This is a genomic window from Paenibacillus sp. GYB003 (assembly GCF_036577625.1).
Classification (GTDB): domain Bacteria; phylum Bacillota; class Bacilli; order Paenibacillales; family NBRC-103111; genus Paenibacillus_AB.
Genome location: NZ_JARBDC010000062.1, coordinates 1 through 17897, shown reverse-complemented (window position 1 = coordinate 17897; position 17897 = coordinate 1). Strand labels below are relative to the sequence as shown.

The window sequence follows — 17897 nt, the reverse complement described above, 5'->3', positions numbered from 1 at the left end:
TTTTGCGGACGCAGGGTCGCGCATCGGCCGTCAAACGACGGCGTTTTCGCGCTCCTTCTCCAGCTGCTCGGTTCTGGCCAGATCGCGCTCCAAAATCGGCTTCAAATATTTCCCGGTATACGATTCGGCGACTTTCACCACTTGCTCCGGCGTGCCGGTCGCCACGATCGTCCCTCCGCGGTTGCCCCCTTCGGGACCGAGGTCGATCAAATAATCGGCCGTCTTGATCACGTCCAGATTATGCTCGATAATGAGCACCGTTTCGCCGTTGTCGACGAGCCGGTGCAGCACGTGCAGCAGCCGGTCGATATCGTGGATGTGCAGCCCCGTCGTCGGCTCGTCCAAAATATAGATCGTTTTGCCCGTGTTGCGCCGATACAGCTCCGCGGCCAGCTTCACCCGCTGCGCTTCGCCCCCGGACAGCGTCGTGGCCGGTTGGCCGAGCTTCATATAGCCGAGGCCGACGTCGAGCAGCGTTTGCAGCTTCCGGTGAATGCGCGGCACGTTTTGGAAAAACTCGCACCCGTCCTCGATCGTCAGCTCCAGCACTTCGGCGATGTTTTTCCCTTTGTACTTGATGTCGAGCGTTTCGCGATTGTACCTTTTGCCTTTGCACACTTCGCAAGGCACGTATACGTCCGGCAGGAAGTGCATTTCGATCTTGATAATGCCGTCGCCGCTGCACGCTTCGCATCGTCCGCCCTTGATGTTGAAGCTGAACCGGCCTTTCTTGTAGCCCCGCACCTTCGCTTCCGTCGTCGAGGCGTACAGGTCGCGAATATCGTCGAACACGCCGGTATACGTAGCCGGATTGGAGCGCGGCGTCCGGCCGATCGGCGATTGGTCGATGTCGATCACTTTCTCGACATGCTCGAGTCCGGCGATTTCTTTATGCTCGCCGGGACGCGTCTTCGCCTTGTTCAAATCGCGGGCGAGCGCCTTGTACAGGATTTCGTTGATCAGCGTGCTTTTGCCCGAGCCGGATACGCCGGTTACGCACGTAAGCACGCCGAGCGGAATTTTGACGCTTACGTTCCGCAAATTGTTTTCTTTCGCCCCTTTGACCTCCAGCCACTTGCCGTTCGGCTTTCGGCGCGGGCTCGGAACGGGAATGAACTTTTTGCCGCTCAAATATTGTCCGGTCAGCGAATTCGAGTCCTGCATCACTTCCTGCGGCGTGCCCTGCGCCACGATCCGTCCGCCGTGGATGCCCGCTCCCGGTCCGATGTCGATCAAATAATCGGCCGCCAGCATCGTATCCTCGTCGTGCTCGACGACGATCAGCGTATTGCCGAGGTCGCGCATATGCGTAAGCGTCTGGATAAGCCGGTCGTTATCCCGCTGATGCAGCCCGATGCTCGGCTCGTCCAAAATGTACAGGACGCCCATCAAGCTCGATCCGATCTGCGTCGCCAATCGAATGCGCTGCGCTTCGCCGCCGGAGAGCGTTCCGGCCGAACGGTTCAGCGTCAAATAGTCGAGCCCGACGTTGACGAGAAAGCCGAGACGCGATTCGATCTCTTTCAGCACGAGGTTAGCGATCGTCCGTTCCTTCTCCGTAAGCTCGATCTCGCTGAAAAACTTCGCCGCCTCGCCGATCGACAAGCTCGTGACGAACGCCATATTTTTGCCGGAGACGGTAACCGCGAGACTCTCCCGCTTCAGCCGCTGGCCTTTGCACCCTTGGCAAGGCTTCGCGCTCATATATTGCTCGATATGCTCCCGAATGCCGTCCGAGCCCGTTTCCCGGTAGCGGCGCTCCAGGTTGCGCACGATCCCTTCGAACGGGACGAGCGCTTCCTTCGTAAAGCCGAAATCGTTCTCGTAGCGGAACTTGATCTTCTCGCCGCCGGTGCCGTACAAAATCTTTTTCATATGCTCGGCGCTCAGCTCGGATACCGGCACGTTCGTCGGAATGCCGTAATGCTCGCAGACGGCGGCCAAAAATTGCGGGTAGTAATTGGACGTGCTCCCCGCCCACGCTTCGAACGCGCCGTCCTCGATCGTCAGCGACTGATTCGGCACGAGCAGCTCCGGATCGACGATCATTTTCGCGCCCAAGCCGTCGCAATCCGGGCAAGCGCCGAACGGGCTGTTGAACGAAAACATGCGCGGCGCCAGCTCTTCGATGCTGAAGCCGCATTCCGGACAGGCGAGCTTCTGGTTGAACAGCAGCTCCTCCTTGTCCATCACGTCGACGATAATGCGCCCGTCGGCCAGCTTCAGCGCCGTTTCCAGCGAATCGGCGAGCCGGGCGTGAATGTCGTCCTTGACGACGATTCGGTCGACAACGACCTCGATCGAATGCTTCTTGTTTTTCTCCAGCTCGATTTTTTCCGACAGGTCGCGAATTTCGCCGTTGATGCGCACCCGGACGAAGCCCTGCTTCTGCACGTCGGCCAGCAGCTTCGCATGCTCGCCCTTGCGTCCCGAGACGATCGGCGCGAGGATTTGCAGCCGCGTCCGCTCGGGATACTCCATAATCCGGTCGACCATCTGCTCGACCGTCTGCGACGTGATCTCGATGCCGTGGTCGGGACAATGCGGACGGCCGATCCGGGCGAACATGAGCCGAAGGTAATCGTATATTTCCGTAACCGTGCCGACCGTGGAACGCGGGTTGCGGCTCGTCGTCTTCTGGTCGATCGAAATCGCCGGAGACAGGCCCTCGATCGAGTCGACGTCGGGCTTGTCCATCTGGCCGAGAAATTGTCTGGCGTACGCGGACAGCGATTCGACGTACCGGCGCTGGCCTTCCGCGTATATCGTATCGAAGGCGAGGGACGATTTGCCCGAGCCGCTTAAACCGGTCAAGACGACGAACTTGTCGCGCGGAATCGTCACATCGATATTTTTCAGATTATGAGCTCGCGCTCCTTTAATGACAATACGGTCTTGAGCCACTTTAGACCATCCTTTCCGGGTGAAGCGTACGTTCCTGTATCGCACCGCTTTCGTCGTTTTCGATCCCGAAAGCTATGCTCCCATCATATCATGCGCGCTGTGCGCGCGAAAGCAGACCGCTTGTCGAGCATCGTCAAGCGGCCGGCGTTTTCGTCATTCCGCCTTCAGTTCCAAAATCGCGTCGCGAAGCTCGGCGGCCCGCTCGAACTGCAAGCTCTTCGCCGCTTCCTTCATCTCCGCCTCGAGCCGTTCGATCAGCGATGCGCGATCTTTCTTCGACATCTTCTCGGCTTTGACCCCTGCCAAATAATCGGCCTTCTGCTCCGCGACCTTCGTCGCCTCGATGACGTCGCGAACCCGCTTCTGCACCGTTTGGGGCGTTATGCCGTGCTTCTCGTTGAATGCGAGCTGTATCGCCCGGCGGCGCTCCGTTTCGGAGATGGCCCGGTCCATCGATTCGGTCCGCTTGTCGCCGTACATGATGACGCGGCCGTTCGCGTTCCGCGCCGCCCGGCCGATCGTCTGGATAAGCGACCGTTCCGCGCGCAGAAACCCTTCCTTGTCGGCGTCCAGAATGGCGACGAGCGATACTTCGGGCAAGTCGAGCCCTTCGCGCAGCAGGTTGATGCCGACGAGGACGTGGAACGTTCCGAGCCGCAAGTCGCGCAAAATTTGCATCCGCTCGAACGTCTTCACGTCCGAGTGCAAATAGCGCACCTTGATGCCGAGCTCCTTCAAATAGTCGGTCAAATCTTCGGCCATCTTCTTCGTCAGCGTCGTGACGAGCACGCGCTCGTCTTTCGCCAGCCGTTCGTTGATTTCCCCGACCAGATCGTCGATCTGCCCTTTTGTCGGTCGCACCTCGATAATCGGGTCGACGAGACCGGTCGGCCGGATGATTTGCTCGACCATCTTCGGACAATGCTCGATCTCGTACGGTCCCGGCGTCGCCGAGATGAAGATCGCCTGTTTCACCTTCTGCTCGAACTCCTCGAACCGGAGCGGCCGGTTGTCGAGCGCCGACGGCAGACGGAAGCCGTGCTCGACGAGCACTTCCTTCCGCGCCCGGTCGCCGTTGTACATGGCGCGGATTTGCGGAAGCGTCTGGTGCGATTCGTCGACGATGACGAGCATGTCGTCCGGGAAGTAGTCGAACAGCGTATATGGGGTCGCTCCGCGCTCGCGGAACGTCAGCGGTCCCGAATAGTTTTCGATGCCGGAACAGAAGCCCATCTCGTGCATCATTTCCAGGTCGTACCGGGTGCGCTGCTCGAGCCGCTGCGCTTCCAGCAGCTTGCCCGCGGCGCGCAGCTCGGCAAGCCTCTCCTCCAGCTCCCGCTCGATGTCGACGAGCGCCCGCTTCATCGTATCTTCGTGCGTCACGAAGTGCGACGCCGGGAAAATCGCCACGTGGTCGCGTTCGCCGAGAATTTCCCCGGTCAGCACGTCGATTTCCGTTATGCGCTCGATTTCGTCGCCGAACAGCTCGACGCGAATCGCCTGCTCGCCCCGGGAAGCCGGGAAAATTTCGACGACGTCGCCGCGCACGCGGAACGTGCCGCGCACGAAGTTCAGATCGTTGCGCTGGTACTGGATGTCCACCAGCTTGTGCAAAATTTCGTTGCGCGGACGCTCCATCCCGGTACGCAGCGACAGCACGAGGTTGCGGTACTCCATCGGGGAACCGAGACCGTAAATGCACGATACGCTGGCGACGACAATGACGTCTCTCCGCTCGAACAGCGAGCTCGTGGCGGAGTGACGAAGCTTGTCGATTTCTTCGTTGATGCTGGAATCTTTCTCGATGTACGTATCGCTGGACGGAATGTATGCTTCGGGCTGGTAGTAATCGTAGTAACTGACGAAATACGATACGGCGTTGTTCGGGAAAAATTCCTGGAACTCGCTGCACAGCTGGGCGGCGAGCGTCTTGTTGTGGGCGATGACGAGGGTCGGCCGGTTCAACTTCGCGATCAGTTGGGCGGCGGTGAACGTCTTCCCGGTGCCGGTCGCGCCGAGCAGCGTCTGATACCGCTTGCCTTCCATTACGCCCTGGTACAGCTCCTCGATCGCCCTCGGCTGGTCGCCTTGCGGCTGAAAATCGGATACAAGCTGAAACGGTTTGTTCTGAAGCACGATATCGCTCATATTTAACCTCTTCTTGGGTCTTTCGTCTCTATTGGTTCGTCGGACTCAGACCGATATTAAGGTAGGACATGCGGAGATTACCGAATGTTTGTTCTCATCATTATACCGCGTTTCCCGAAATGTTGCAAATTTTCAAACAAAGGGTGTGGGTTCGCTGCAATGGATATAACGACGCTGCTTGGCATCGCGCTCGGCCTTGCTGCGCTTGTCGGCGGTTTTCTGCTCGACGACGGGCACATTAGCGGGCTGCTCGTCTATACGGCGGCCATCATCGTATTCGGGGGAACGTTCGGGGCGGTCATCGTCAGCTTTCCGAAGTCGCAATTGAAGCAAATTCCGAAAGCGCTCGGTCTCGCGTTCCGGGAATCGAAGGCGGACCCGAACGGCTGCATCGCGGAATTGGTCGACATGGCGGTCGTCGCCCGCCGCGAAGGGGTGCTGGCGCTCGAAGAACGCGTTCAGCAGCATCCGAATCCGTTTTTGAGGGACGGCTTGCAAATGGTCGTCGACGGCACCGACCCCGAGCTGCTCCGCAGCATGCTGGAGGTCGAAATCGAAGCGAAAGAAAAAATATACGCCGGCTACGCCAAGCTGTTCGAATCGGCCGGAGGCTACGCCCCGACGATGGGCATTATCGGCACCGTCATGGGGCTCATTCACGTGCTCAGCAACATCTCCGATCCGGAATCGCTCGCGGGGGCGATCGCCGTCGCGTTTACGGCCACGCTGTACGGCGTCGCCAGCGCCAACATCGTCTATTTGCCCATCGCCAGCAAAATCAAAGCCCGCGGCGAAGAGCTGATCGCCGAGATGGACATGATCCTCGAAGGCATCCTGTCGCTGCAGGCCGGGGAAAATCCGAAGCTGATCGAGAAAAAGCTGAAATCGTTTCTGCAGGTCGAGGCTCGCGCGGATGGCGGAAAGGACGCGGACGACGATGGCGAGAAGACGTAAAGCGAAGGACGTTTCCCATCAATCGAGCGAGCGCTGGCTGATTACGTACGCCGATCTTATTACGCTGCTGATGATCTTCTTCGTCATCATGTACGCGATGAGCAAAGTCGACGTCGCCAAGTACGAGTCGCTGGCCCAGGCGCTGCAACTCCAGTTCGCCGACGGTCCGTCGATCGTTCCGAAAGGCGCCGGCATTATGGGCGAAGCGATTCCCCGGGAAAGCCCGGACCCGGCCGTTCGGGAGCGGCAGTCGGCGGAAAACGACGCCGAGCGCGAAGCCAGGAACCAAAAAGAAGAAGAGCTGCAAAACCTGCTCAAGGTCGTCCGCGAATATATCGCGGAGCAGCGCTTGGAAGGCCAGGTTTCCGCCAAAGATACGTCGCGGGGCATCGCGATTACGTTGAACGACCTGTTTCTGTTCGACCTCGGCAAAGCCGATCTGAAGCCTGGCGCCTATCCCGTCCTGGAAAAGCTGGCCAGCCTGTTCCCGAAGCTGAACGCCAAAGTCGGCATCGAAGGGCATACGGACGACTTGCCGCTGGCGACCGGCTCGCTGTACCAAGACAACTGGGGGCTGTCGCAAGCGCGCTCCGTTTCCGTCATCCGCTATTTCGTGAATAGCGCCAAGCTCGAGCCGGCGACGTTCATTTCCTCGGCGTACGCCGATACGAAGCCGGTCGCGCCCAACGATTCGGAAGCGAACCGGCAAAAAAACCGCCGCGTCGAAATCGTCGTGCTGCGCGGCGAGCCGCCTCAGTAGCGTATGGCCGAAATAGCCGCATGTCGCTTGCCTATTCCGTTCCCCGGTTCCTTTAAACCGCCCTTCGCACGAGCATTTCTCGGTAGCGCCCGCCTGCGAATCGTTGTATGATGAAACCAAGCAGTGAAGCGGCAGCTTCATGACAACGGCTATGGAGGTAGAACGAGATGAGCGAACAATCGCTGCAAGGGTATTTCGGCGAATTCGGAGGCAGCTTCGTGCCGCCCGACCTGCAGGAAGTACTGGACTACTTGGGCGAGCAATTTTACAAATATAAGGACGACGCGGACTTCAACGAGGAATTCCGTTACTATTTGCGCGAATATGTCGGCCGCGAAAACCCGCTCACTTACGCCAGGCAGCTGACGTCCCGCTGGGGCGGGGCCAAAATTTATTTGAAGCGCGAAGACCTCAATCATACCGGCGCCCACAAAATCAATAACGTGATCGGTCAAATATTGCTCGCGAAACGGATGGGGGCGAAACGGATCATCGCCGAGACCGGTGCCGGCCAGCACGGCGTCGCGACGGCGACCGCCTGCGCCATGTTCGACATGGAGTGCATCATTTACATGGGCGCGGAAGATACGCGCCGCCAGGCGCTCAACGTATTCCGGATGGAGCTGCTCGGGGCCAAGGTCGTGCCGGTCGCGAAAGGCCAAGGCCGTCTGAAAGACGCGGTCGACGAGGCGCTGAACGATTTGGTCCAAAACTACAAGCACACGTTTTATTTGCTGGGCTCGGCCGTAGGACCGCACCCGTTTCCGACGATGGTGAAACATTTCCAATCGATCGTCAGCGAAGAATCGAAGCGGCAAATTTTGGAGAAGGAAGGCCGGCTTCCGGACGCGGTTTTGGCCTGCGTCGGAGGAGGCAGCAACGCCATCGGCGCTTTCGCCCATTATTTGGACGAGCCATCCGTCCGTCTGATCGGCGTGGAGCCGGACCAGGCGCCGACTTTGACGCAAGGCGTGCCGGGCCTCCTCCACGGGTTCAAATGTTTGGTGCTGCTCGATGAGGAGGGCAATCCGAAGCCGACGTATTCGATCGCCGCCGGCCTCGATTATCCGGGCATCGGCCCCGAGCACAGCTACTTGAAGACGACGGGTCGAGCGGAATACGTAACGGTAACGAACGAGGAAGTGCTCGAGGCGTTCCAGGAGCTTTCCCGCACGGAAGGCATTATTCCCGCCCTGGAAAGCGCCCACGCGGTGGCGTACGCGAAAAAGCTCGCGCCGGCCATGACGAAGGAGCAAATCCTCATCGTCAATTTGTCCGGCCGCGGGGATAAAGACGTGGAGCAAGTGTTCCATATGCTGAACAAGTAATAAAAACTTCCGGACCGCCGACCCGCGATCCGGAAGTTTTTTGTTTCGCGTTCACGACGATACCGTCCGCCCCGACTCGCCGCCGGCGGGAACCGTCTGCTTGCGCCGCCGGGCCGCCGTAAACCAGTGAACGTTACGCTGCTCCAGCACGTACATCGCCTTCTCGTCGGGAGCCAGCAGGACGCCGAGCAGGTGGTGTTCCCCCGCGAACAGCGCCCGCTGCACGAACTTGCTGTGCCCGTCCGTATTGATCACTTCGAGCTTGCAGAACGCTCCGTTCGCGCTCAGAGCCTCATGGAGCTGTTCCTTCGTCCGTATGCGGACGCCGTTCGCCTTATGAATGATTTCCCCGGGGAGCAGCCCCATTTCTTTGGCCGGGCTGTCCGGAAGCACGCCCAATATTTTAAGTCCTTGCTCGCCGTGCACATAGTAGGGCGGAAGCGAGGTTTCCTCCCGTTTGCTCCAAAACGCGAGCGCCTCGTGCAGGACGACGACGGCGGCCGAAGCGGCGAGCGCGAATCCCGGCCGCCATTCGACGAGCGCCGCCAGCGCCAATACGGCAATCGAGTAAGCGGCAAGCCGGCTCGCGCTGCGTTTCGCCTTGGCGGCGGGCAGCAGGGTCGTCGTCAAATCGGCGAAGCCGAGCATGACCGGCAGCGCCGCGAACGTCCACCCCGCCGACCAAATGTCTCCTCCGAGCAGCGGAGTCCACGGCAGCGCCGCTCCCGCCGCCCCGCCCCCGGTCGGCACGAGCAGCAAAAGCGGCACCGGCCAAAACTGCTGCAGCTGGTAGCCGCCGATCGCCTTGCCGCGCTTGCCCTCCACGAAAACGGGCATCGCCATATCGGCTCCTTGCTTGTAAACGAAAAACGATTCGAGCAAATGGAGCAGCCCGACGAGCGCAATCATCGAAGACACGGGCATCTGCTCGAGCGGCGCGATCGCTCGTCCGACCGGCTCCAGCTCGGTCAAAGACGGAACAGCGCGAACGATCGCTTGAAGAACCCCGAGCAGCCCGACCGCATACGCCAAGCAAACGAACCGGATCCGGACGACCGCCAGCAATGCCGACAGCACCCAAAGCCAGATGACGACGCCGAACGGCACGGTAGCGCCTACGAACGCCATTGCCAGCGACGCCGCCATACCGGCCGCGATTCCCCAAAGCACCGTCTTCCAGGCCGTGTCCAGCATCGAATGCAGCCTTGTCGAAAACAGCTGCCGTTCCAGCACGATTTGTCTGCGGTACTGCAGCAGGACGAACAATATCCCGATATAATAAAACGGCTGAGCCGCAAGCTGCAGCAACGCCGCCAACGCCTTGTGCGCCAATTGCGCCGCGACTTCCATCGAACCCGCTCCTTTAATCCTTTAAAAAAACTCCCCGAAATGCAAAAAGGGGAGGCTGACTATGCATCAGACCTTCCCTATTCGTTCGACGCCGCGCGGGCGTATTCCTGCCGCGCCTGCCGATTTTCCAGCCGATTCCGCAACCGGGCGTCCGCCTGGCTTCTTATTGGATCGCTTTTTTCACCGTATCGACGGCGGTTTTCAGCTGCAAATCGTTTTTCGGGTCGCGAATTTGCTTCGTGATCGCGTCCTCGATCGATTGAGCCGTCTTCGTATCGACTTCGCCGGTAACGGGCAGCCCGTTCCGGCTTTGGAACGTCTTGACCGCCTGCGCCGTTTTGTCGTTGAAGTAACCGTCCGTCCGCCCCGGCGACAAGCCGAGCCCCTCGAGCATCAGCTGCAAATTTTTCACGTCGTCGCCGAGCGAATCCGCCTTCAGCGTCGTTTTTTTGGACATCGGCGACGCCTTGAAGTAGGCCGGCTGTTCGACGGCGATGTCCGGCTCGATCCCTTTCTGGTGTATCCAGTTGCCGTTCGGCGTCAGCCATTTCATGACCGTCATCTTGATGTTGCTGCCGTCTCCCAGCTCCTGCTGGTACGTCACCTGCACCGTTCCTTTGCCGTACGTCTTCTCGCCGACCAGCTTGGCGCCGGCCGCCTCCTTCAGCGCGCCGGCCATAATTTCCGAGGCGCTCGCGCTGCCGTTGTTGATGAGCACGACGATCGGATACGGCTTGCTCGAGCCTTTCGATACGGTTTGCTCGCGCTTGCCGGTCCGGTCTTCGACCTGAACGATCGGCTTGCCGCTCGGCACGAAATGTTCCAGCATTTCGACGACCGCCTGCAGCATCCCGCCCGGATCGCCCCGAACGTCGATCACGAGCCCTTTCATCCCCTGATCCTCGAGCGCCTTCAGCTGCTCCTTGAACGCCTTGGCGGTGTTCTGCACGAATTCCCGCACTTCGATTTTGCCGACGCCGCCGTCCAGCATTTCGGAATGCACCGTTTCGATCGGAATGTCGTCGCGCACGACGACGATCTCGATCGGTTCCGCGCCGCCGCGCATCACCTGCAGCTTCGCCTGGGAGCCTTTCGCTCCGCGGATTTTCATCACCGCTTCGGTTAATGACAGCCCGTCCAGCTTCTCGCCGTTAACGGACAAAATGATATCGTTCGTCCGAATGCCCGCCCGCTCCGCCGGCGATCCTTTGATCGGCGAAACGACCTTCACCCGGCCTTCCTCGAGCGACACTTCCGCCCCGATTCCTTGGAACGACGAGTTCAGCATGTCGTTGAACTGCTCCGCTTCCTTCTGGTCCATATACGTCGTATACGGATCGTTCAAGGAGCCGAGCATGCCGCTGATCGCGCCGTCGATCAATTTCGTCCGGTCCACCTCGTGCAAATATTGGCTCTGGATCAGCTCGTACGTCGTCGACAGCTTCTTCAGCTCCTGCTGCGTAAAGCCGCTCGCCCCCGGCTTGCTCCCGGATACGCCGCTCCCTTGCTCGGCGAACGAGAAAGGTCCGACGATCGTCAGCGTCAGCACGCTGCTTGCAAACATCGCAAGCAGAATGAAGGCGAGCAAAATATACAAATTGCGCCCTTTCCAAAACATCGGTCTTGTTTCACCGCCTTCGCTGGCTTGTCTAACTATTGTATTGTATGAAGCGGCCGGAAAAAATAGTAATTATTTTCCTGTTACGTACGGCATCGGATCGACCGGGACGCTGTTTTTGCGCACTTCGAAATGAAGATGGTTTCCGGTCGACTGTCCGGTCGAGCCGACATACGAGACGACGTCGCCCGTCTTCACCTGGGCGCCTTCCTCGACGGCCAAGCTTTTCGCATGGCCGTACCACGTTTGCAGCCCGCCGCCGTGGTCGATGACGATCGTGTTGCCGTATCCGTTCATCCATTGGGCGATAATGACCGTGCCCGGCGCGGCCGCGTGAATTTCCGTGCCGGCCGGCGCCGGAATGTCGATGCCCTTATGGTTTTCGCTTTTTTTCGTAACCGGATTGATCCGGTGTACGAAGCCGGAGGAAATGGTCGAACGACCGGGCAGCGGCCAGCTGAGCGCTCCGCCGCTGTAGACGACGGCCGGTTTGTTTTTGGTGTCGTTTTTCCGTTTCTCGGCCCACAGCTTCGACTTTTCCTCGGCGAGCTTCCTGGCGTATTCCTCCTGCTCCTCGCTGATATGCTCGTACTGCTCCTCCTGCTTCGCGAGCTGGGCCAGTGCGGCTTCTTTTTCTCTCTCCTTTTGCATCATCTCGTTTTGCGCTTTTTCTTTTTCGGCGTACTGCGACTGGACGAACGCCAGCTCCGCCTCGACCTGGACTTTCTTTTGCGCGACCGCTTCTTTGTCGCGTTTGTTCGCCTGCAAAATCTCTTTATCCTGACTTACGATCGCCCGCAGCGCATGGTAACGGTCCAAAAAGTCGCTGAAGCTCGTCGACTCGAACAGCACCTCCATATAGGAAACGAAGCCGTTCGTGTACATGAGCCGCACTCTGGACTTCAGCAGCTGGTCCCGGGACTCGACGCGCTGCTCCGCTTCCTGCAGCTCCGCGTTCGTTTTCATCACCGTTTCCTTCGAGTTCAAAATTTGCTGCTGGATTTCGTTCAGCTTTTTGCCCTGCTCCTCGATCTGTTTTTTGATATCTTCGAGATTGTTCGCCTCCTGCTTTTTCAAGGCGGCGATCTCCTTCTTTTCCTTCTCGATTTTTTGCTGCTCTCTGGCGTTGTCGGCCTCGATTTTTTGAATTTGACTGAGCCGTTTTTCGATTTCGGCATTGGTCATAGCATTCCCAAGTTTTGGCGCGGACATAAGCAGCAAAGCCAGTCCGCATGTGACGATCGCCGATTTACGAATCGCATTCAACGCGGTACTCCTCCTTGACCCTATCGTCTTACACTTTCAAAAACTTGCGGACGGACAACAAGCTTCCCCAGATGCCGATCATGATGCCGATTCCGAGCAACAGCACCGGCACGATCAGAACGAGCTCGCGCAAAGGAATAAGCTGGATCAGCATCAGGCTGAGCGGGAGCTTCGTATATTTCAAAAACTCCGCATATCCCCACAGCAGAACCGCCACCGGAATGGCCGAGCCGATCAGGCCGAGAAGCGCCCCTTCGATGAAAAACGGCCAACGGATAAATCCGTTCGTAGCCCCGACGAGCTTCATGATGCCGATTTCGCGCCTGCGGGCGACGATCGTGATTTTGATCGTGTTCGATATGAGAAACATCGCCGTAAATGCCAGCAGCAAGACGAAGACGAGCCCGATATTGCGGACGATGTCGGTAATTTTGAACAACGTTTCGACGGTGCCTTTGCCGTAATTGATTTTATATAAAAGGGGCGGGTTGTTGCGGGCGTCGATCGCCTTGATCTGCTCGGCGACCTGGCCGACGAGCCGCGGATCGGTCACTTCGACCGTAAACGAGTCGTTCAGCGGGTTGTTGTCCCCTTCGAAGCCGTCGAGCAAATCTTTGCCCTCGTCCCCCATCTTTTCGCGCAAAATGGTAAGTCCTTCTTCTTTCGAAACGAACGTCACTTTTCTGACGTCGGGAATGGCGGCGATATCGTTCTGAACGGCGGTCCTTTGCTGCTCGTTCACTTTGACGTCCAAATAGACGCGTATTTCGATCTGGCTTTCGAACTGGTCGGCGAGCCGATTGACGTTCAGGGCCAGCATAAGAAAAATGCCCAAAACGAACAAGGAAATGGAGATCGCGCTAATCGAGGCGAACGTCATCCACCCGTTGCGGGCGACGTTTTTGGCGCCTTCCCGCAAATGCCGAGCGAAGGTGCTAATCCTCATAGCCGTATTCTCCTCTCAGCTGGTCGCGGGCGATATTGCCTTTCTCGATCGCGATGACCCGCTTGCGGATCGTATTGACGATCTCCTTGTTATGGGTGGCCATGACGATGGTGGCGCCGCGAAAATTGATCTCCTCGAGCAGCTTCATGATGCCCCAGGACGTATCCGGATCGAGGTTGCCGGTCGGTTCGTCGGCGATAATGACGGCGGGATTGTTGACGATGGCACGGGCGATGGCGACGCGCTGCTGCTCGCCGCCGGACATTTGGCCCGGCAGGGAGGTCGCCTTGTCCTTCAACCGGACGAGCTCGAGCACCTCCATCGTCCGTTTCTTGATCAGCTTCTTCGGGGCTTCGATCACTTCCATCGCATAGGCGACGTTTTCGTACACCGTCAGCTTGGGCAGCAGCTTGAAGTCCTGGAAGACGACGCCGATGTTGCGGCGCACGTACGGAATTTTGCGCTGCTTCAGCTTCTCCAGATTGAATCCGTTTACGAAAATATGGCCTTTGGTCGGCCGCTCCTCGCGATATATCAGCTTCATAAATGTGGATTTCCCGGCGCCGGAAGGGCCTACCACATAAACAAATTCGTGGGCGTCGATTTTGACGTTAATGCCTTTCAATGCATGGGTTCCGTCGGGATACGTTTTCCATACATCCTGCATTTCGATCACGAGATCACATCCTGACTGAAAATTGCGCTTAAGACAGTTCCGAAGTTACGCAGGCGCGAGCCCGGGCAGGTTCGCTCGACAAAAAAGAACAGCTGAGCGCTGCCAGCGGTCCGTAGGTGAGCAGCTTATTTTTCGTTAGCATATAGAAGTTCGACACCGGGCGCGAAAATCCTCTATAAAACTTTGCATTTCCCCATAATCTTTCGGGTGAAAGTTTCGACAAACGACCGGGGGAAACGCAAATTCGCACGGTTTTTGTTTAATGGCAATCCGGGACGATTCGCCGCATATAGTGAAGAGGAGGAGGCTGTCCGACGTCTCTTCGACATACTTCCGAAGGTTTTACGCAAACAGGAGTTCAAACGATCGCCGCTTGTACTCGGCAGGAGATGGGGGAACGTTCCGATGAACCGTGGGCTGGCAAACCGGCTGTTGGCGGTCGCCGTCGCCGGGATGGTTGCGTTGTGGGGCTTGTTTTGGTGGTATTCCGGGCTGCGTACGATCCCGTCCGGCGTCCGGCTGGGCGATTGGAATATCGGAGGGCTGACGGAAAGCGAGCTGCGGCTGGAGTGGCAAGCCAGGCTCGCGCGGCTGTACGGCTCGGCGATCCGGCTGGAGCTGCCCGGGGAACCGCCGGCGGAAAAGCCGCTATCGTGGAGCGCGCTCGGCTTGACCGCCGACGAGGAGCGGTTGTCCGAGCTGCTCGGTTATTGGTTCGACGGGAGCCGCCTGTCCAAGGCGAAACGGCGGCTGCACATGCGCGGCGCCGTCATCCCGCTCGAGCTGCGGCTGTCCGAGGAAGCTTTGGGCAAAACGCTGGCGGCCGAATGGCCGGACCGGCTGAATCCTCCGACCCGAAACGCCGAGCGGGTCGTGACGAAGGACGACCGCGTCGAATACAGGCCCGAGCAGCGGGCTATGGCGATCGACGCGAAGGCGCTGGCCGAGCGAGTGGTCGCCGCCGGTCACGCTCAGCTGCAGGCGGTTTTCCGCCAAAACGCGGATACAGCCCCCGATGCGCCGCTTCAGCCCCCGGCCGTGCAGGTTCCGCTGCGGGAGCTCGTGCCCGAGGTGACGGCGGAACGGCTGAAGGCGCAAGGCGTGGAACGGAAAATCGCGGAGTTTTCGACCGCCTTCCCCGGCAGCTCGCCCGGCCGCATCCATAACATTCAGGCGACGGCCGGCATGATTCACGACATGCTGCTCGCCCCGGGACAGCGTTTCGATTATGCGGCGGTTATCCGCGAAACGGAGCGGAGATTCGGCTTCCGCGAAGCGCCGGTCATTTACAACGGCAAGCTCGTGCAGGGCATCGGCGGCGGCATCTGCCAGGTGTCGACGACGCTGTACAACGCCGTCCTTCGCGCCGGCCTGCAAGTCGACGAACGGCGCAACCATTCGCTGCCGGTCAGCTACGTGCCGCTCGGTCAGGACGCCACGTTCGCGTCCGGGTATATCAATTTCGCCTTCACGAACAACACCGGGCATTACCTGCTTATTCGCACCGAATCGGACGGAGCCCGCGTCGCCGTCAAGCTGTTCGGCACGATGCCGGAATCGGTGACGTACGAGATCGAATCGATCGTGCTGCAAACGATCGAGCCTCCGGTCAAATACGTGCGCAACCCGGCGCTGGCGGCCGGCGAACAGGCCGTCGTACAGCAGGGCAAGCCCGGCTACGTGGTCGAAACGTACCGCATTCGCAAAGAAAACGGCGTCGTCGCGGGCAAAGAACGGGTGTCCAAAGACACCTACCGGGCGCAGCCTTCCTTGATCGCCGTTCGCGGCGGAGAAGGGGCTCCGGATTCCGGGGACGTCCCTCCCGGCGGCGTCCGCTCCATCATCGAAGACGGCGTAAGCGGGCCGGTGCTGCCGAAAGGGCGGTAAACCGGCCCCGTGCTTCGGTACGGCGCGGAAGCGGCTTGAGCGGCGACCCGGACGACGCCGTCCGTCAGCGCGGATCCGGAGGCGGCGACGGGGCGGGTAGGCGGACGCCCGCCAAATATTGCGACGGCGCTACGCCAAACACGTTCTTGAAGCTTTTGCTGAACGCATATACGTCGCTGTAGCCCATTCGTTCGGCCAGCTCGGATATCCTCATGCGGGACTGGACGAGCAGCTCCCCGGCCCTTTGCATTTTCGTCCGCGCGATAAACGACTTGAGCGTCTCTCCCGTGCTCGCCTTGAACAGACGGCTCATATATTGCGGCGACATGCTCATCTCCCGGGCGAGCGCATGCAGATCGAGCCCGATTCCGCCTCGTTCGCGGATCGCCGCCATCAGCCGCCGCGCTTTTTGCATTTGCCGAACCGAAGCGCCGCCGGGTTGGTCCGGGGCCAAATGCACCCGGTACAAATTGGCGAAAAACCGCTTCATCATGCAGTCGAATTCGAGCTGCTGCAGCGGTACGGGAAACGCGAGCAGCTCCATCATCTGGTTCAGCATCGTTTCCGCTTGAAACGATTCGCCGATCAGCGTATATCGGGGAAACGGAAACGGTCCCGCCGCTTCGTCCGCGCCCGACAGCCGAAAGTGCAAAAACAGCACCGTCAGCCTGTTTTTCGGATCCTGCGACGCCTTCGGCATATCGCCCGGCCGCATGACGACGCAGCACCGCTTTTGCAGCTCGAACGTCTCGCCGCCGAGCGTCATGGCGCCCCGGCCCGAGGCGACATAGAACAGGTCGTAATCGCGAAACGGCGTCCGGTGATCCCAATGCCAGCCGGGCGCGCATATGCGTTTGCCGTACGAGTTCCCGCTATGGAACGTAACCGTTTCCAACGGATGATTCATCGTTATCGTCTCCCCGCCCCGCCGACCGCGAACGACCTCGAACCCGCTTTAACATTCCGCCTTCGTCATTTCGTTCGTGAACGCGAGTTTATAGGCGTCCGGCGTCATTTTGACGGCCGACTCCGGCGCATAATGAAACTGCAGCGCCCTTCTCCGTTTATCCGACAAATTCGGCGGCGTCCCGTGATGGAGCAGCCCGGAAAAGACGAGCAGCCCTCCGGGCTTCAACGGCACGACCTCGTCCTTCGCCACGTCGACGGCCGTATCGCACAGCTGCCAATCCCGCACCGCGTAGTGCGGCACCGGGCCGTTTCGATGCGAGCCGGGGATGACGTGCATGCAGCCGTTGTCCAAAGCGGCTTCGTCGAGCGCGACCCAGACGCCGGCGACCATTTTCGTGTACGAGAAATTGCCGTACGCCATATCCTGGTGCCACGGCTTTTCGATGCCCGCATCGGCGGACGGCGGCTTCAGCAGCGCCTGGTCTTCGCAAAAGCGCGGCGTTTCGCCGAACACCATTTCCAGCACGCCCCATATTTTCGGATGGTAACAAATATGATGGAGCGCCGGGCAGTAGTCGATAAATTTGTGCAGCTTTCGCACGCACAGCTCGCGCTCCCGGGCCGAGGCGAATTCGCCCCCGTCCTTCAGCTCGCTTTTGCCGCGAACGCATTGGATTTTCGGTCCGACGATGCGCCCCTGGATGACGTCGTCGATATCGCGCAGCGCCGCCGCGACTTCTTCCCCGTTCAGCACGTTATCGATCGCCACGTAGCCGAGCTCGCGGTACGTCCGGACCGTTTCCTCCGTAACATGCTCCGGCGCCGGAACGCGGTGCTTCGCCATTTGGTCGAAGCGGTACATCGCCGCCACGACGTCCATCGGATTATCGGCAGGTCTCAACATCCGATCTCCCCCTTCCCGTGATTGATTTCATCGTACTAAATCGATGCCCGGGATAAAATGGGGCATGGCGTACATCGATGTCCCGAACCGTATACGCGCGTCCGCCGGCGAAACGGAATGAATCGAGTAGGAGGGGGCGGCTAACCCCCGTCCTCTCACAACACCTAGCATGCGGGTCCGCACTAGGCGTTTCCAAAAGGTTAACAAAGTTCCAGATAACGAGAAAGCAAACTTTTCAGCCCTTTCA

General features: G+C 59.3%; 13 protein-coding genes. 4 read left to right on the top strand and 9 right to left on the bottom strand.

All coding sequences use genetic code 11. The annotated features are described in order from the left end of the window. Positions 1–30: 30 nt before the first annotated feature. Both uvrA and uvrB read right to left on the bottom strand, forming a co-directional pair. A complete protein-coding gene (uvrA, locus tag PV407_RS19940; protein WP_332091743.1) occupies positions 31–2904 on the bottom strand; it encodes an excinuclease ABC subunit UvrA in 2874 nt (957 codons plus the stop codon). Positions 2905–3057: 153 nt separating this feature from the next. Next, a complete protein-coding gene (uvrB, locus tag PV407_RS19935) occupies positions 3058–5052 on the bottom strand; it encodes an excinuclease ABC subunit UvrB (RefSeq protein ID WP_332091742.1) in 1995 nt (664 codons plus the stop codon). Positions 5053–5211: 159 nt separating this feature from the next. On the opposite strand from uvrB, the gene PV407_RS19930 reads away from it, so the two are divergent. From PV407_RS19930 to trpB, 3 genes are all read left to right on the top strand, one after another. Beyond that, positions 5212–6006: a flagellar motor protein gene (locus PV407_RS19930; protein WP_332091741.1), complete on the top strand. Its 795-nt coding sequence runs from the start codon at positions 5212–5214 to the stop codon at positions 6004–6006. Then, a complete protein-coding gene (locus tag PV407_RS19925; RefSeq protein ID WP_332091740.1) occupies positions 5990–6766 on the top strand; it encodes a flagellar motor protein MotB in 777 nt (258 codons plus the stop codon). The genes PV407_RS19930 and PV407_RS19925 overlap by 17 nt, the downstream gene beginning before the upstream one ends. Before the next feature lie 167 nt (positions 6767–6933). Next, positions 6934–8094: a tryptophan synthase subunit beta gene (trpB, locus tag PV407_RS19920; protein WP_332091739.1), complete on the top strand. Its 1161-nt coding sequence runs from the start codon at positions 6934–6936 to the stop codon at positions 8092–8094. Positions 8095–8145: 51 nt separating this feature from the next. On the opposite strand, the gene PV407_RS19915 is transcribed toward trpB, so the two are convergent. The 5 genes from PV407_RS19915 to ftsE all read right to left on the bottom strand — a co-directional run bounded on the left by PV407_RS19915 (position 8146) and on the right by ftsE (position 13950). Next, the gene (locus PV407_RS19915) at positions 8146–9444 is read right to left on the bottom strand and encodes a PDZ domain-containing protein (RefSeq protein ID WP_332091738.1); all 1299 of its coding nucleotides are present in this window, start codon (positions 9442–9444) and stop codon (positions 8146–8148) included. 163 nt (positions 9445–9607) lie between these two features. Next, positions 9608–11062, bottom strand: coding sequence for a S41 family peptidase (locus PV407_RS19910; protein WP_332091737.1), 1455 nt, complete (start codon positions 11060–11062; stop codon positions 9608–9610). 72 nt (positions 11063–11134) lie between these two features. After that, positions 11135–12328: a murein hydrolase activator EnvC family protein gene (locus PV407_RS19905; RefSeq protein WP_332091736.1), complete on the bottom strand. Its 1194-nt coding sequence runs from the start codon at positions 12326–12328 to the stop codon at positions 11135–11137. Positions 12329–12356: 28 nt separating this feature from the next. Next, positions 12357–13274, bottom strand: coding sequence for a permease-like cell division protein FtsX (gene ftsX / locus PV407_RS19900; RefSeq protein WP_332091735.1), 918 nt, complete (start codon positions 13272–13274; stop codon positions 12357–12359). Beyond that, complete coding sequence (ftsE, locus tag PV407_RS19895) at positions 13264–13950, bottom strand: cell division ATP-binding protein FtsE (RefSeq protein WP_332091734.1); 687 nt, start codon at positions 13948–13950, stop codon at positions 13264–13266. Before ftsE ends, ftsX begins: the two co-directional genes overlap by 11 nt. A 405-nt stretch (positions 13951–14355) precedes the next feature. On the opposite strand from ftsE, the gene PV407_RS19890 reads away from it, so the two are divergent. Continuing rightward, a complete protein-coding gene (locus PV407_RS19890; RefSeq protein ID WP_332091733.1) occupies positions 14356–15837 on the top strand; it encodes a VanW family protein in 1482 nt (493 codons plus the stop codon). 64 nt (positions 15838–15901) lie between these two features. Here the strand turns inward: PV407_RS19890 and PV407_RS19885 are convergent, their stop codons facing one another. Both PV407_RS19885 and PV407_RS19880 read right to left on the bottom strand, forming a co-directional pair. Then, a complete protein-coding gene (locus tag PV407_RS19885) occupies positions 15902–16744 on the bottom strand; it encodes an AraC family transcriptional regulator (RefSeq protein ID WP_332091732.1) in 843 nt (280 codons plus the stop codon). Positions 16745–16792: 48 nt separating this feature from the next. Continuing rightward, a complete protein-coding gene (locus PV407_RS19880) occupies positions 16793–17650 on the bottom strand; it encodes a phytanoyl-CoA dioxygenase family protein (protein ID WP_332091731.1) in 858 nt (285 codons plus the stop codon). Positions 17651–17897: the final 247 nt, after the last annotated feature.

Excerpts from the sequence above, each read along its gene's own strand:
- uvrB (WP_332091742.1), bottom strand. The coding sequence starts at position 5,052 with ATGAGCGATATCGTGCTTCAGAACAAACCGTTTCAGCTTGTATCCGAT.
- PV407_RS19930 (WP_332091741.1), top strand. The coding sequence starts at position 5,212 with ATGGATATAACGACGCTGCTTGGCATCGCGCTCGGCCTTGCTGCGCTT.
- PV407_RS19925 (WP_332091740.1), top strand. The coding sequence starts at position 5,990 with ATGGCGAGAAGACGTAAAGCGAAGGACGTTTCCCATCAATCGAGCGAG.
- trpB (WP_332091739.1), top strand. The coding sequence starts at position 6,934 with ATGAGCGAACAATCGCTGCAAGGGTATTTCGGCGAATTCGGAGGCAGC.
- PV407_RS19915 (WP_332091738.1), bottom strand. The coding sequence starts at position 9,444 with ATGGAAGTCGCGGCGCAATTGGCGCACAAGGCGTTGGCGGCGTTGCTG.
- PV407_RS19910 (WP_332091737.1), bottom strand. The coding sequence starts at position 11,062 with ATGTTTTGGAAAGGGCGCAATTTGTATATTTTGCTCGCCTTCATTCTG.
- ftsX (WP_332091735.1), bottom strand. The coding sequence starts at position 13,274 with ATGAGGATTAGCACCTTCGCTCGGCATTTGCGGGAAGGCGCCAAAAAC.
- PV407_RS19890 (WP_332091733.1), top strand. The coding sequence starts at position 14,356 with ATGAACCGTGGGCTGGCAAACCGGCTGTTGGCGGTCGCCGTCGCCGGG.
- PV407_RS19885 (WP_332091732.1), bottom strand. The coding sequence starts at position 16,744 with ATGAATCATCCGTTGGAAACGGTTACGTTCCATAGCGGGAACTCGTAC.
- PV407_RS19880 (WP_332091731.1), bottom strand. The coding sequence starts at position 17,650 with ATGTTGAGACCTGCCGATAATCCGATGGACGTCGTGGCGGCGATGTAC.